At 65.2% G+C, this 12,897-nt stretch carries 15 protein-coding genes and 1 tRNA gene; 7 read left to right on the top strand and 9 right to left on the bottom strand.

Translation table 11 applies throughout. The features are described from left to right. Positions 1–4: 4 nt before the first annotated feature. Both LJ754_RS14480 and LJ754_RS16870 read right to left on the bottom strand, forming a co-directional pair. Complete coding sequence (locus LJ754_RS14480; protein ID WP_227927108.1) at positions 5–670, bottom strand: DUF4232 domain-containing protein; 666 nt, start codon at positions 668–670, stop codon at positions 5–7. Positions 671–782: 112 nt separating this feature from the next. Beyond that, positions 783–1,355 (bottom strand): TetR family transcriptional regulator, encoded by a 573-nt coding sequence (locus LJ754_RS16870; protein ID WP_269439733.1) that lies wholly within the window; start codon positions 1,353–1,355, stop codon positions 783–785. Positions 1,356–1,401: 46 nt separating this feature from the next. Here LJ754_RS16870 and LJ754_RS14465 point away from each other — a divergent pair, with 46 nt between their 5' ends. Continuing rightward, positions 1,402–2,463: an NAD(P)-dependent alcohol dehydrogenase gene (locus LJ754_RS14465; RefSeq protein WP_227927107.1), complete on the top strand. Its 1,062-nt coding sequence runs from the start codon at positions 1,402–1,404 to the stop codon at positions 2,461–2,463. A 63-nt stretch (positions 2,464–2,526) separates the two neighbouring features. Here the strand turns inward: LJ754_RS14465 and LJ754_RS14460 are convergent, their stop codons facing one another. The 3 genes from LJ754_RS14460 to LJ754_RS14450 all read right to left on the bottom strand — a co-directional run bounded on the left by LJ754_RS14460 (position 2,527) and on the right by LJ754_RS14450 (position 4,541). Continuing rightward, positions 2,527–3,270 (bottom strand): YcnI family copper-binding membrane protein, encoded by a 744-nt coding sequence (locus LJ754_RS14460; protein ID WP_227927106.1) that lies wholly within the window; start codon positions 3,268–3,270, stop codon positions 2,527–2,529. A gap of 66 nt (positions 3,271–3,336) precedes the next feature. Continuing rightward, on the bottom strand, positions 3,337–3,963 hold the full coding sequence (locus LJ754_RS14455; RefSeq protein ID WP_227927105.1) for a hypothetical protein: 627 nt from the start codon (positions 3,961–3,963) through the stop codon (positions 3,337–3,339). Between the two features lie 122 nt (positions 3,964–4,085). Beyond that, the gene (locus LJ754_RS14450) at positions 4,086–4,541 is read right to left on the bottom strand and encodes a 23S rRNA (pseudouridine(1915)-N(3))-methyltransferase RlmH (RefSeq protein WP_227913123.1); all 456 of its coding nucleotides are present in this window, start codon (positions 4,539–4,541) and stop codon (positions 4,086–4,088) included. 156 nt (positions 4,542–4,697) lie between these two features. On the opposite strand from LJ754_RS14450, the gene LJ754_RS14445 reads away from it, so the two are divergent. Then, positions 4,698–5,564: a patatin-like phospholipase family protein gene (locus LJ754_RS14445; RefSeq protein WP_227927104.1), complete on the top strand. Its 867-nt coding sequence runs from the start codon at positions 4,698–4,700 to the stop codon at positions 5,562–5,564. Positions 5,565–5,591: 27 nt separating this feature from the next. On the opposite strand, the gene LJ754_RS14440 is transcribed toward LJ754_RS14445, so the two are convergent. Continuing rightward, positions 5,592–5,906 carry a hypothetical protein gene (locus LJ754_RS14440; protein ID WP_227927103.1) on the bottom strand — a complete coding sequence of 105 codons (315 nt, stop codon included), beginning with the start codon at positions 5,904–5,906 and terminating at the stop codon, positions 5,592–5,594. 211 nt (positions 5,907–6,117) lie between these two features. Here LJ754_RS14440 and LJ754_RS14435 point away from each other — a divergent pair, with 211 nt between their 5' ends. Both LJ754_RS14435 and LJ754_RS14430 read left to right on the top strand, forming a co-directional pair. Continuing rightward, entirely contained in the window at positions 6,118–6,999 is an 882-nt protein-coding gene (locus LJ754_RS14435; protein ID WP_227927102.1) for a manganese catalase family protein, read from the top strand. Positions 7,000–7,373: 374 nt separating this feature from the next. Then, positions 7,374–8,687, top strand: coding sequence for a hypothetical protein (locus LJ754_RS14430; RefSeq protein ID WP_227927101.1), 1,314 nt, complete (start codon positions 7,374–7,376; stop codon positions 8,685–8,687). A gap of 235 nt (positions 8,688–8,922) precedes the next feature. Here LJ754_RS14430 and LJ754_RS14425 read toward each other — a convergent pair. From LJ754_RS14425 to tadA, 3 genes are all read right to left on the bottom strand, one after another. Next, positions 8,923–9,012, bottom strand: a tRNA-Ser gene (locus LJ754_RS14425). Between the two features lie 75 nt (positions 9,013–9,087). After that, on the bottom strand, positions 9,088–9,573 hold the full coding sequence (locus tag LJ754_RS14420) for a pyridoxamine 5'-phosphate oxidase family protein (protein ID WP_227927100.1): 486 nt from the start codon (positions 9,571–9,573) through the stop codon (positions 9,088–9,090). Positions 9,574–9,648: 75 nt separating this feature from the next. Continuing rightward, the gene (tadA, locus tag LJ754_RS14415) at positions 9,649–10,119 is read right to left on the bottom strand and encodes a tRNA adenosine(34) deaminase TadA (RefSeq protein ID WP_227913129.1); all 471 of its coding nucleotides are present in this window, start codon (positions 10,117–10,119) and stop codon (positions 9,649–9,651) included. Positions 10,120–10,207: 88 nt separating this feature from the next. Between tadA and upp the strand changes: the two genes are divergently transcribed. From upp to LJ754_RS14400, 3 genes are all read left to right on the top strand, one after another. Beyond that, positions 10,208–10,840, top strand: coding sequence for a uracil phosphoribosyltransferase (upp, locus tag LJ754_RS14410; protein WP_227913130.1), 633 nt, complete (start codon positions 10,208–10,210; stop codon positions 10,838–10,840). A 551-nt stretch (positions 10,841–11,391) separates the two neighbouring features. Continuing rightward, positions 11,392–12,261 (top strand): winged helix-turn-helix domain-containing protein, encoded by an 870-nt coding sequence (locus tag LJ754_RS14405; RefSeq protein ID WP_227913131.1) that lies wholly within the window; start codon positions 11,392–11,394, stop codon positions 12,259–12,261. An 83-nt stretch (positions 12,262–12,344) separates the two neighbouring features. Next, a complete protein-coding gene (locus LJ754_RS14400; protein ID WP_227927099.1) occupies positions 12,345–12,869 on the top strand; it encodes a SixA phosphatase family protein in 525 nt (174 codons plus the stop codon). Positions 12,870–12,897: the final 28 nt, after the last annotated feature.

Here is a 12,897-nt window from a genome sequence, read left to right as displayed (position 1 = left end):
AATATCAGCGGGCCTGCAGTGCGCCTACCTGCAGCAGTTCAATGTCACCGTTCAGGCACCCCGTGGAGGGGTAGGCGACGGTCAGGGACGTGGTGTCCTCCGGCGGGTAGACCAGCAGGGAGGCTGTGTCCTGTACCTGGCATTCACCGTATTTCTGTGCCACGGTTTCGCGCAGTTCCGCAGCGGCGGACTGGCCGGGCTCCAGCGTTACGGGGGTTGCGGCAACATCGTCGAGCCTTCCGGCGGCAGCCCCGACCTGCTGGCCCGCAGCATCCAGGTAGGAGACGCCGGGGTAACCCATCATGGTGCAGGCGCCCCCGCCGGACGCATTGGTCAGCACCAGGGCACGGGCCACTCCGCCGGCAGACGCGCCGCCGGGGATGTCTTCCACCGTTCCGCTGAGCATGTCAGCGGTGCACAGCGCCGGTCCCGTCGCAGCCGCCCCGCCGGTGCCGGCGGGAGAGGTTGCCGGAGCGGGCGTGGCGCCAACGGTCGGCGTCGCGCTTGCAGAGGGTGAGGCCGACGACGACGCCGCCGCGTCGCCGCCGCCGTCGTCATCCCGGGATCCGCAGCCGGCCAGTGCGGAGCCGGAAAGGGCCAGCAGGGCCAGAAGGGACAGTGCCCGGCGGGAGGCGGAGGCGGGACGGGAAGCGGCGTTTCGGTTGTTCATGCTCTCACCCTGTCCCTGCGGCCGGGGCGCGTCAATCCGCCCCGCTGGGCGGGGCGGAAAGACGCATAACCGTTACGGATATACGTGGCCGTCGGGCGGCCCGCGCTGACGATTACGGAAGGCACAGGCCGGATTTCACCGCGGCGGCCAGCGCTGCCCGGCGCCTCTGATGGACGTGGGCGGGATCCCCTCCGCCGGCGACAGCGGTGATTGAAGCCTGGGCCCACGTGGAGGCCATTGAAATCAGGAGCGACCAGACATCCTCCACCTCGATATCCGAACGGATTCCCCCCGTTCGTTGCTCTTGCTCGATGTCGCGCAGGTGTGCCGCGTCATTCTCCTGCAGTCCGGGGTATAGATAGCCCGCGGATTCACGTTCGAGGCGCTTCCAGGCAATCAGCCGGACAAGCGCCGGATCTGCGACATAGTCGTCATACAAGCGCACGGCATAGCCGGCAAGGTCATGCGCAGTGAACGGAACCCGGTTTTTGTTGGCTAGCACGTGCGAGGTGAATACTGCCTCGAACAGTTGCTCCTTGGAGCCGAAATAGGCGTACAGCATGGGCTTGCTGGCCCCGGATGCGGCGGCGATCCGGTCTACCCTGGCTCCGGCGATGCCCCGGTCCGCAAATTCCTCGGTGGCTGCATGGAGGATGCGGCGGCGGGTTTCCTCAGCGTTTGGCATGGGAAAAGTATATCTTTACTACCAACTAGTAGGTAGTGTAGCTGGGATGGAAACCATAGCCCTTCAGGCATTAACTCCCGGCGGTCCTTTGCAGATGGCTGTTATCCGGCGCCGTCCCTTGCGCGACGACGATGTAGATATCCGGATTACCTTCTGCGGGGTCTGCCATTCAGACCTTCACGCCCTGCACGGGGGTGCCGGGAGCACCTTTCCGCTGGTGCCGGGACACGAGTTCATCGGGGAAGTAGCAGCGGTCGGTTCCGCCGTGACGCGGTTCGCACCGGGAGACACGGTGGCAGTAGGCAATATCGTTGACTCCTGCGGGGCCTGCAGGATGTGCCGGGCCGGGCAGGAGAACTTCTGCGAGGAATTTCCGACTTTGACGTACGGCGGGCAGGACCGCGTGGACGGGAGCATAACCGCGGGCGCGTACGCCGGGCGGTACGTGGCCCGGGAAAACTTCGTTTACGCGCTGCCCGACGGACTTGATCCAGCCGGTGCCGCACCGCTGATGTGCGCCGGGGTGACCGTGTGGGAGCCGCTCCGGGCAGCCGGTGTTGGGCCCGGTACCAGACTCGGTGTCGTCGGACTGGGCGGTCTCGGGCACCTCGCCGTGCGGCTGGGCCGGGCGCTTGGAGCAGAGGTCACGGTCTTTACCACCACCCCGGCCAAGGCGGCAGATGCCCGGGCCCTGGGTGCCGGGCAGGTAATAGTTTCAACCGATGCGCGGGCCATGCAGGAGAGCCGGGGCACCCTCGACGTTGTCCTGGATACGGTAGCTGTTGAGCATGACCTGGCCCCGTACCTGAGGGCGCTGGACCTCGACGGCATCCTGTACTCCCTCGGCTATCTCGGCCCATTCACTCTCGCCACTACAGATCTACTGGTTGGGCGGAAGCGGTTGGCTTCGGCGGGGAGCGGGGGACACCGGCGCACACGTGAGTTATTGGACTTCTGTGCCCGGCACGGCATTGTTGCCGACGTTGAGACTCTTCCGTGGAAGGAGGCGGACCTCGCCTTGGAGAGGCTGGCGCGGAACGATGTCCGCTACCGTTTCGTGCTGGACCTCCGCGGCATAGATGAAGGTCTGGAGCACAAAGCCGAATAACAGCGATGCCCGTCCCTGCTCAGGGCTGGGACAGGCATCGCTCAAACCCCGGAACGCAGTGCGCTAGGCCTTGCTGCGGCCCCGGGTCCGGACCAGTGCGGTGACGCCGGCGGCCAGGCCGAGCAGGCCGGCACCCAGGCCTGTGTACCCGGCAATCGCGGCGGCGTCGGTGTCATCGTCATCATCGTCCCGTTCCGTCGACGACGCCGGTGTGCCCGGGTTGTGCCCGTCGCCGTGGTCGCCGTGGTCGTCGCCGTCGCCGTCGCCGTCGTCATCGGCCTCGGTGACGGTGAGGGCCGGGGCGGGGGAGTCCAGGTCGTGGGCGGTCTGGCCCTCTGCCGGCACCTGCGCCCAGTCGGTTTGGCCGTCTGCGCAGGTCTGCAGCACGGGGAACGCCAGTGTGGCGCCCTCTTCCTCGGGCAGGGTGACGCTGAGCGTGAAGGTGTCCCGGACGCCGTCGGCGAGCGGCTGCTGGGCGGTGTAGACAATGGCGCTGGTGCGGGAACTGACCTGCGAGCCGTTGGGCAGGGTGCGCGGTTCGGACAGTTCCTCGGTGACCTTCTTGACGTCCCAGCCTGCGTGGGCGGTGGGGGTGGCGTCGGTCAGCTCATCGGGCAGCGTGAAGGTCAGTGCGGTGGTGGGGGAGCCCTCGCAGCCGTGCGAGAGGTCGAAGGTCAGCAGCGCGGTCTCGCCGGCACCGGTGGTGTCCGGGGTGATGTGGACGTGGGCGGCGGCCGGGCCCAGGCCAAGGGCCATCAGGGCGGCGGTGCCGCCGGCAGCGAGGAGGGCAGAGGTGGAGGTACGCATGGGAAAACCTTTCAGTGGCGCGAAGGCGCCGGCAGCCGCGGAGCGGCACGGATGAAGAAAAAGGGATTAGGCCAACGCGTACGACGGCGGTCCGCGCACCGGCCGTGAAGGGCAGTGCCGGGACCGGACCCGGCCGGGAGCCGGAGAAGAAATGGCGGCGGGCCGGGCGGTCGGGAAGGAAACGGGTGACGGCGCCGTGAACAGGGGGCGCAGCCAGGCCGCCGCGGCGTGCAGTGCGTCCTCGCCGCGGGCCAGCGCCAGCGTGCTGAGGACCACGGCGGCGAGGTGCGCCAGGAGCAGTGCGGGGCCGGCGTCGTGCAGGCCGTGTTCAGCAGCGGCCGGAAGGGCGGCCGGCAGGCACTCCAGCGCCGTTGCGTGGTGGCTGGCCATGCCGCTGTGGCCAGCGGCGGCGCCGGGCGCGCAGGACACCGGGGCGGCCGGTGCCAGGACGGCAAGGGCGTGGTGCAGGCCGAGTTGGGCGGAACCGAGCACCAGGAACAGGCGGCCCGGACGGAACCGCCGCCCCGTGGTGACGGTGACGCCGGCCAGGGTGAAGGCGCCGAGGGCCAGTAGGAGGACCGGCGCCGGGAGGCTCCCTCCGCCGGCCGTGTGCGCGCCGACGGCCAGGGCCAGGATTGCCGCGGTGGCAGCGGCGGCACGCAGCATGCGAAAGGGGTCAGCGCGCTGGGGCATGGCTCCCTTTCCGGTCCCGCCGGCCGCGGCGCAGGGCCTGCCGGACTGCTGAAAAACTGCTCCCACTTTACCGTGCGCGGTTGACCGGCCCGGTTGGGCCATCCGGTGCAGGGAGGGAGAGCCTACTCGTGGTGATAGGGGCGGCCGCCGGCAATCTCCTGGGCCCGGTACACCTGTTCGGCCAGGATCAGCCGGACCAGCTGGTGCGGGAAGACCAGTGGGGAGAGGGACCACACAAAGTCGGCCCGGTCATGCACGCTCTGGTCCACGCCGTACGCCCCGCCGATGATCAGGGTGACGTTGCGGGAGGAATCCAGCGGTTTCTGCAGGGTCTTTGCCAAGGCAGGGGACGTGATGGCCTTGCCGCGTTCATCCAGCAGGACCACGTAGTCCGAACCAACCTTGCCCAGCAGCCGCTCGGACTCTTCCTTGCGGGCGGCGTCCCCTTCCCGGGCGGAATGCGGAATGGGCACCCAGGTCAGGTCAAAGGGCTTCTTCAGCCGCTTTTCATACCGGCGGATCCCGTCAACCACCCAGTCCTCGTGCTTGCGGCCCACCATCAAAACTCTCAATGCCATGGAACCATTCAAGCCCGGAACCCTGCCCCGGAGCGAACCGGTACAACCTACCGCCGGTATGTCCCGGCGACGGAAGATCGGGCTTACACTGCCCAACAAGGAGAGGCCGGACCTCTCCGGCTTGTCTTTAACGGCGGAAGCCAAGGAGGAACAACCATGCGTTCAACGCGTGCTGTGGTGCTGGGCGGCGGCGGAGTGGCCGGTATTGCCTGGGAAATCGGATTGCTGGCGGAGCTGCTGGACCTGGGGGTGGATCTGGATGAGGCGGACCTGGTGGTGGGAACCTCCGCCGGTTCCGTGGTGGGCACCGCGCTGCGGTTCGGTCAGGTGCCGGCCGCCGTGGCAGCGCAGGAAACCGCGGAGGACGGGGCCAGTGCGCCGGACTACCAGGAGCCGGACTCGTTCGACGGCGAACGGTTCATGAACATCATGGGCGCGGCCGGGCAGGGCGGCGGCGGGGAAAAAGCGGCCCGAACCCGGCTGGGGCAACTGGCGCTGAAGGCCGATACCCAGCTGACCGAGGAAGCCTGGGTGAGCAGCATCCGGATGCTGGTTCCGTATCCGGTGTGGCCGGAAAAGGCCCTGGGCGTCACCGCCGTGGATGCCGAGGACGGCCGGTTCAAGGTCTTTGACGGCAGCTCGGGCGTGGATCTGGGCCTGGCGGTGACGGCCAGCTGCACGGTGCCTACTGTGTGGCCGCCGGTGCACATCAACGGCCACGTGTACATGGACGGCGGGATGCGTTCGGGGACCAACGCCGACGTCGCGGCCGGGCATGGGAAGGTCCTGGTGATTTCCTGCGGGCTCGAGGCGCCGCAGAGTCCGTTCGGACCGACGCTGCCGCAGGCATTGAAAACCATTAATAAGGAAGGTGCGTCGTTCCTGATCGAAGCGGATGCGCAGGCCCTGCAGGCCTTCGGCACCAACATGCTTCTTGATTCGACACGCAAGCCCTCCCTTGCCGCCGGCCGGCGGCAGGCAAAGGAGATCGCCGACGACGTCCGGCGGTTCTGGGAGGGGTAGCGGCCGGCGTACCGGACGGCGAGCCGCTTAGCGGTTGTCGCGGTCGACGTCGTCCGCCAGATTCGAACCGGGCTCGATCACGACGCCGTCTTCCCGCTGTCCGACGCCTGCGCCCTGCGCTTCTGCTGCGCGCTCTTCGGCAGGAGCGGCCTGCTGGGGTGCTGTGGCGGTCCCGGCGGCTTCGGCCTCCTCGCGTTCCTGGATGTGCTTAACCAGGAACTCGAGTTCATCGCTGTACTGCTGCAGCCGGTCGGACCGGGTTTCGTTGGCCAGGGCCAGCACCAGCTCGGTCTGGCGGTTGCGGAGCTGGGTGAGTGTGGGCTGTGATCCGTTGTTGTCCATGCTTCATCCTACAAAGGTGAGCGCGCCTTGCCGTTCCCGGCGCAAGGATCGGCGGATCGCTGTGACACCGTTTGCGCCTGATTCCGGGGTGCCGGATTAGGTAAACTAAGTTTGCTTACTACCTCGTGTTTGGGTTAGGTTTCTTTCACCGGCCCGCGGTGTCGGCAAAGCGGCGACCATTCGATGCGGGCCAGATATGCGGAGGTGAATAGTGTTCTTTCACAAACAGGAACTTCAGTTCAAGGCAACACCGGATAAGCCGGATGCCGTCTACGCACGCAAGCTCCAGGAAGTGCTCGGTGGCCAGTACGGTGAAATTACCGTAGCCATGCAGTATGGGTTCCAGTCATGGAACTCGCACCTTCCCGGCAAATACCGGGATCTTCTTTACGGCATTGCCGCCGAAGAAATGGGCCACGTCGAGATGCTGGCCATCATGATTGCCCAGCTGCTGGAAAAGGCTCCGCTGGGAATTACCGACGACGCAGTCCAGTCGGACCCCACCATTGCAGCCGTTGTTGGCGGCATGGATGTCCAGCACGCCATTGTGGCCGGTGCCGGCGCCCGTCCCGTGGACAGCAACGGCAACCCGTGGACAGCCGGTTACGTAACTGCTTCCGGCAACCTGCTGGCCGACTTCACCTCCAACGCCAATGCGGAGATGCAGGGACGCCTCGCCGTCGCCCGCCTCTACCACATGACCGATGACAAGGGCGTTCGGGACCTGCTCTCCTTCCTGCTGGCCCGCGACACCATGCACCAGAACATGTGGACCGCTGCTGCGAAGGAACTGCAGGAAGAGGGCTACGAGCTCCTGCCGGTCCCGAGCAACTTCCCGATCAAGAAGGAAGAGCGCGAAGTGTCCTACCAGTACCTGAACTTCTCCGACGGCAAGCACGCCTCCGAGGGCTCCTGGGCTTCCGGCCCCACCCCGGACGGCAAGGGCGAGTTCAGCTACCACGAGGGCCCGACGACGACGGCCCCCATGCCGGACGTCACCCGCCCGGATGCGCGCTACTACGGCACCACTGACATCCCCAACGTGGTGGAGAAGGTTGCCGGCACGGTCCAGGACAAGCTCCACCGCGAGTAAGCCTGTGAACCGGGAGTAACTGCCCGCAACAGAGAGGCCCGGATGCCGGGCGTGGAATCCACGCCGGTGTCCGGGCCTTTCTGCGTCGGCGCCGGTCAGCCCGGGGCATCGGATCCTTAGCGTCCGCATGGCTCCACCATGTTCTCCGTAGATTCGGTTGCCAGCTCTTACAGTTTCCGTGAGGGCGAGAGAGCGAAGGGTAACTCCGTGCTGACGGCGTCGCCGCTGGGTGACTGGCCACAGATAATTCGTCTGCTTTCTTGTGCGACGATACGGATGCGGACTTTCTGCAAATACAGGCGTGCAGCACGGTTGGTATCGCAGGTGGAGTGGCCACTGCCTAATAGGTACCGGTTTTTGAAAGAGGACATCATATGACAATCGAACACGAAGCGGTCGTACCGGTCTGGACACTCGCTACCCAAGAAACAAGCGTTGCCAATCTGCTGGGCGAAGAGGGAATGACTCCTGAGCGGTTAGTCGAATTGAGAACAGTCTTGGCTGCGCTTGCGGACTCGCCTGTTGCCACGCTTGAAATGCATCCGATGCCTGCCAAATACGATCGAAAGGGCGGAATTCCACTTCACGCGGCCAGTCCTCTTGCTCAGCAGTTGTCGCGTCTCGTCGCCGACACAGCAAAGTCTGCCCCCTCAAAACTAAATGTTGGATCTTCCAGTGAGATGCTCTACAGGATGGTGGTTCCAGCCAAAGTGGCCACGCAGGTTGGAAGCGGCCTCGTTAAGCCGATGGCTTCCAAGGTGGCGTCGGGCGGCGTATACAGCGGGCTGCGTGACTCGGCTGGCATTGTGGCGCAGGCAACCTTCGTGCCCGTTGCGGGTAAAGCCGCTGCTGCCGGAGCGGCGACCGGTTCAGCCGCGACGGCAGGCATGGCCGTGGCCGGGGCCGGCGCAATAACTGTCGCTGCCCCTCTCGTACTGATGGCCGTAGCAATTGGGGTTAGCGCCCACGTGGAAGATCAACGGCAGAAAGCGATTGAGCGGATTACTGATCTCCTGGAGCAGCTGCACGAGGATAACCTCGACGCAGACAGAAACGAGTTAGACGGTTGCGGTGACGCGATCGATAAGGCCACCTCGATTCTGCTGGACCAGGGGCGAATTGGTCCGTCCTTAGGCTTGGACTCAGCATCGCATGCAACGAGTACGGCAATTTCGGCAGCACAAAGGCGCCTGAGAAAATGGCAGGGAGCAGTTGTCGGCTTGCCAGACGGTCCCGTTGAACTAGGGGCGATAACAAAAGCTTTTCCCGGTATCGGTGAAGAAGGCGGAACCTTTCGCGCGCACCTAGAGTTGGCACGTCTGGCTATTGCGCTCAAGCGGCGGATACTTGTTCTGCAAGCAGTCGAACATGCCCAGCAGGACACCAGCAATCCGTTCAAGGGATTCCTTACTGCCCTGCGTGATACAGAGCGTCGCGTCGATGAGTTGGAGTCAGGAATTGATTCGCTCCTGTTGCGCCTCTCTACCCTTGAATTGAAGCGCACAGGCGGTCTTCGAAGTCCCCTATTCACTCCTGGTCAGGTCGACAGCCTTCTCAAAACCGCTTATCGGCTTCGTGCTTTTGGTGATGAGGTGCATGCGGGAACCGGGCAGTCCGATGTCGCAATCGAGATTGAACGGAGCAGGGACGGATCGCTTGTAGTATTTCCCGCGGTTGCTATCAGGTGACCTAGATGCCCGTCCAGATAGGACAACGACTAATACGACGAAACCGCCCACACCCTGTGATGGGCGAGGTCCGTTCAGTTCAGATGGTGGGCGCCGATGCGCTCAGGTCCGGGTGGGAAGAGGGGGGCACCACCGGATGATGCTCCTTGCTGCGAGGCTTCTCTCCTGCCAATTTTTGGCAAAGCGAGAAGGCCGCGGTTCCCTTGATTTACAAGGGAACCGCGGCCTTCTCATGTGGCGGTGACGGTGGGATTTGAACCCACGTTGGCTTTTACACCAAACAACATTTCGAGTGTTGCACCTTCGGCCGCTCGGACACGTCACCAACGCGTCAACCTTACCGGGTTAGAGGCCCAACACCCAAAAGCGGCCCTGCCGCCGCCGCCGAAAGCCGCCGGAACTAGAGGTCGACGACGTCGTTCTTTCCGATGTTGGGCGTCCCGCCGGTCACCGCAGCCTTGCCGATCTTGAACATGCTGGCGATCTTCGGTTCGTCAGAGGCCCAGTACTCGGCCGTGTGGGAATCCACCTTCAGCAGTGCCACCGCCGGATCCTCGCGGCCCTTTTCGAACCAGCCCTCCACCGAGGTCTTCCAGAGTTCGTCGATCTTCTCCACGTCCTTGGTGATGGTGGCGGTTCCGCTGATGGACAGGAAGCCCTTGGAATCCTGGATGGCCACGTTCACATGCGGATTCGCCCGGACTTCGTCAGCCTTGGGGGAGGGGTCCGGGGTGAAGAACCACAGGTTCCCGTCCTTGTCCGCCTCCTGCAGCTGCAGCGGCCGGCTGACCAGGTTTCCCTGCAGGTCCACGGTGGTCACCGTGGCGATCTTGGCCTTCTCGAGGATGCTGACAACAATGTCTCGTCCGTCCTGCTCTGATGCCATTGCGGAAACTCCTTTACTTGTCGCGTTCCGGATTTAGTAAGCCTACGTATAAACGCAGGCAGACGGAACGGCGGCTCAGACGTTTCGCTTGGAGCCGAAGAAGTCCCGCAGCAACCGCGCCGCTTCCTCCTCGCGGACGCCCGGGAAGACCTCCACCCAGTGATTCAGGCGACGTTCGCGCAGGATGTCGAACACGGAACCGGACGCCCCCGCCTTCTCATCCCAGGCCCCGAAGACCACCTTCGGCACCCGGGCCAGGACAATCGCCCCGGCGCACATGGCACACGGCTCAAGGGTCACCACCAGGGTGCAGCCGGCCAGCCGCCACTCGCCCACCTTCGCCGCGGCGTCGCGGATGGCCAGGACCTCCGCGTGCGCCGTCGGGTCCCCGGTCGCCTCGCGTTCGTTGCGCCCGGTGCCCAGCACCTCGCCGTCCGGCCCCAGTACGACGGCGCCGATCGGCACGTCCGAAGTGTCCAGTGCCAGCCGGGCCTGGTCCAGGGCAAGATCCATCCAGGCCTCGTGCCTGCGGGAAAGGGACTCCATGCTCCCATCGTCCCGCATCCGCGCACCTGCGGGCGAACGCGGTAAGGGCAACGCGGTAAGGGCAGGGCCGGAATGGTAGTTTTGAAGTATGCGCGTACTTGTAGTGGATCACCCCCTCGTTGCCCACAAACTCACCGTTCTCCGCGACAAGGACACCCCGTCACCGATCTTCCGTCAGCTGACCGAAGAACTGGTCACCCTGCTGGCCTATGAAGCCACCCGGACCGTCCGCGTGGAGCCGGTCCCCATCGAGACCCCTGTCACCTCCGCCATCGGCACCGGACTGGTTAAGCCCACCCCGCTGGTGGTGCCGATCCTGCGTGCCGGACTGGGCATGCTCGAAGGCATGACCCGCCTGGTGCCCACCGCCGAGGTTGGTTTCCTCGGCATGGCCCGCAACGAAGAGACCCTCGAAGCCATCACGTACGCCGAGCGGCTGCCGGATGACCTCACCGGCCGCCAGGTCTACGTGCTGGATCCGATGCTGGCCACCGGCGGCACCCTGCGCGAGGCGATCAAGTTCATGTTCAACCGCGGTGCCGCAGAAGTGATCTGCATCTGCCTGCTGGCCGCCCCGGAGGGCCTCTCCGTGCTTCAGGAGGAACTCCAGGACGCCAACGTCACCGTGGTGCTGGCCTCCATCGATGAGCGACTCGATGAGAAGGCCTACATTGTTCCCGGCCTGGGCGACGCCGGCGACCGCCTCTACGGCGTCGTCTAACCTGCCGTCCCGGGTTCTCCGGGACGGGACGGCCGCTCCTGGCCGGCCCTGCAATCTCCGTCCATTATGTGGACAAACACTTTCAGTTTGATGGCGCCTGCTCCCTGACCTACGGTTCGGGGGCGGGCGCTTTTTTGCTCCTCCATGTTGAAACTAGTCATCGGTCTTATCGTCTACGTGCGGAATCCGCTTAGGTCTTATGCATATTTATGCATAGCTATTCATTGTGTCTTTATGTGAAGTGCGTCACAAAACTACGCAATCTGTCCACTATGTGAGACAAGAGTGGCATTGTTACTTGCGCGCTACCCTTTGTTACATGCAATAATCCGAAGCGTGAACACCAACACGGCAGCACCAGTCGCAGTCTTCCCCGGTGGCGCCCGCGCCACGCAGGAGACGTGCTGTTGTCGAATGCATACCTCTGGAACCACCCCCATCCTCAGGTAAGACTCAGGCCCAAGCATTGGGCATAATAGCCGCCATCTCGACCGGGCACACCCCCCGCTTTCGAGCCGTGATGACGGCGATTCACGATGAGTAGGTCCCACATGTCAGTAGCATCCGGTTACGTCCACATCTCCCTGCGCGCCGCGCAGAACCGCGCCGGATCAGGTTCCCAGCGCCCCGCCTCCGGCGGTTTCCCCCGCTCCTACGGTGCACAGCCGTTCGGGAACCAGTCCTACGGTGTCCAGCCGTCCAGCAGTGCCGCAGCGCGTCCGCTGCGCGCCGTCACCGGCCAGGACGCCAACCCCGTCACCGCCCCCACCCCGGTGGTCACTCCCAACGGCATTCCCGGACCCCAGGCGGTCAGCAATGACACCACGGCCCGCGGATTCGTTATCTATGTTGGCCTCGATGAGGAAACCGCCGCAGCCAACGGCACCTCGCTGAGCAAGCTGGCCGCCGAAATCCGGTCACACGTCCAGACCCTGGTGCCCGGCGCACAGAGCCACGCCGCCGTCGCCCTCGCACCGGCCGGTGCCACCGGCACGGACATCGAGGTTGTCCGCCAGGCACTGGGAGACCCCACGGTCGCCCGCCGCCAGCCCGTCCAGCAGCCCACCCCGGCGCCGCCGGTTCCGGCAGCGACCCGGCCCTCCGGCGTCCTGATCGACCTGTCCCGCCGTGAGGTGCACCTGGACGGCGACACCCTGAACCTGACGTTCAAGGAATTCGAGCTGCTGAACTACCTGGTGGAAAACGCCAGCCGGACCGTGGGTCGCGAAGAGCTGCTGGCCGGACTGTGGCGCAACGCCGAAGAGGTGCCCAACGAGCGCACCATCGATGTCCATATCCGCCGCCTGCGCTCCAAACTGGGCCGCCTGGCCAACACCGTGCGCACCGTGCGCGGACAGGGGTACCGCTTCTACGAGCACCCCGAGGTTGTTGTCTGGGCCGCACCGGAATACAGCATCTAGCCAGCGGCGGGCCCGCAGCCCCGAAGTGACAACCGCAGCCGCGGACGGAACGCGTTCATTCCGTCCGCGGCTAAGCTGAATTAATGACCGGCCACCACCTCAAGAAACTCCAGCTCCTGCGCCACGCCAAGGCCGACTGGCCCCGCGACGTCGCAGACCACGAGCGTCCGCTCTCCGGCCGGGGGCACCGGGACGCACCGCTGGCCGGCGTGTGGATGCGCGAGCACGGCAGCATCCCGGACTTCATTCTCTGCTCCTCCGCACTGCGGGCACGGCAGACCTGCACCTGGGTGTGCAAGGAACTCGGGGACAAGGCACCCACCGCAAAACTCGAGGACCGGCTCTATGACGCCAGCCCCGGGCGGATCCTCAGCCTGATCAACCACGTGCCGGAAACGGTGACCAGCCTGCTGGTAATCGCCCACCTGCCCGGCGTCCAGGACCTGGCCATGCGCCTTGCCTCGGCCGACTCGGATGAAGAGGCCGTCATGGAGATGGCCACCCGCTATCCGACGTCGGGCCTCACCGTGATGGAAACCGCGCTGCCCTGGGCGGAGCTGGACGGTCGAGACGCGCGGATCACCGACTTTGTGGTGCCGCGCGCCTGAGGCAGCACGCGGCACCGAAGTGCCTGCG

Source organism: Arthrobacter sp. zg-Y40, assembly GCF_020731535.1.
GTDB lineage: Bacteria > Actinomycetota > Actinomycetes > Actinomycetales > Micrococcaceae > Arthrobacter_B.
This window is presented reverse-complemented; position numbering and strand designations above follow the sequence as displayed.

What these genes read in the sequence shown, in the direction of transcription:
- LJ754_RS14480 (WP_227927108.1), bottom strand. Translation starts at nt 670, where the DNA reads ATGAACAACCGAAACGCCGCTTCCCGTCCCGCCTCCGCCTCCCGCCGG.
- LJ754_RS16870 (WP_269439733.1), bottom strand. Translation starts at nt 1,355, where the DNA reads ATGCCAAACGCTGAGGAAACCCGCCGCCGCATCCTCCATGCAGCCACC.
- LJ754_RS14465 (WP_227927107.1), top strand. Translation starts at nt 1,402, where the DNA reads ATGGAAACCATAGCCCTTCAGGCATTAACTCCCGGCGGTCCTTTGCAG.
- LJ754_RS14460 (WP_227927106.1), bottom strand. Translation starts at nt 3,270, where the DNA reads ATGCGTACCTCCACCTCTGCCCTCCTCGCTGCCGGCGGCACCGCCGCC.
- LJ754_RS14455 (WP_227927105.1), bottom strand. Translation starts at nt 3,963, where the DNA reads ATGCCCCAGCGCGCTGACCCCTTTCGCATGCTGCGTGCCGCCGCTGCC.
- LJ754_RS14450 (WP_227913123.1), bottom strand. Translation starts at nt 4,541, where the DNA reads ATGGCATTGAGAGTTTTGATGGTGGGCCGCAAGCACGAGGACTGGGTG.
- LJ754_RS14445 (WP_227927104.1), top strand. Translation starts at nt 4,698, where the DNA reads ATGCGTTCAACGCGTGCTGTGGTGCTGGGCGGCGGCGGAGTGGCCGGT.
- LJ754_RS14440 (WP_227927103.1), bottom strand. Translation starts at nt 5,906, where the DNA reads ATGGACAACAACGGATCACAGCCCACACTCACCCAGCTCCGCAACCGC.
- LJ754_RS14430 (WP_227927101.1), top strand. Translation starts at nt 7,374, where the DNA reads ATGACAATCGAACACGAAGCGGTCGTACCGGTCTGGACACTCGCTACC.
- LJ754_RS14420 (WP_227927100.1), bottom strand. Translation starts at nt 9,573, where the DNA reads ATGGCATCAGAGCAGGACGGACGAGACATTGTTGTCAGCATCCTCGAG.
- tadA (WP_227913129.1), bottom strand. Translation starts at nt 10,119, where the DNA reads ATGGAGTCCCTTTCCCGCAGGCACGAGGCCTGGATGGATCTTGCCCTG.
- upp (WP_227913130.1), top strand. Translation starts at nt 10,208, where the DNA reads ATGCGCGTACTTGTAGTGGATCACCCCCTCGTTGCCCACAAACTCACC.
- LJ754_RS14405 (WP_227913131.1), top strand. Translation starts at nt 11,392, where the DNA reads ATGTCAGTAGCATCCGGTTACGTCCACATCTCCCTGCGCGCCGCGCAG.
- LJ754_RS14400 (WP_227927099.1), top strand. Translation starts at nt 12,345, where the DNA reads ATGACCGGCCACCACCTCAAGAAACTCCAGCTCCTGCGCCACGCCAAG.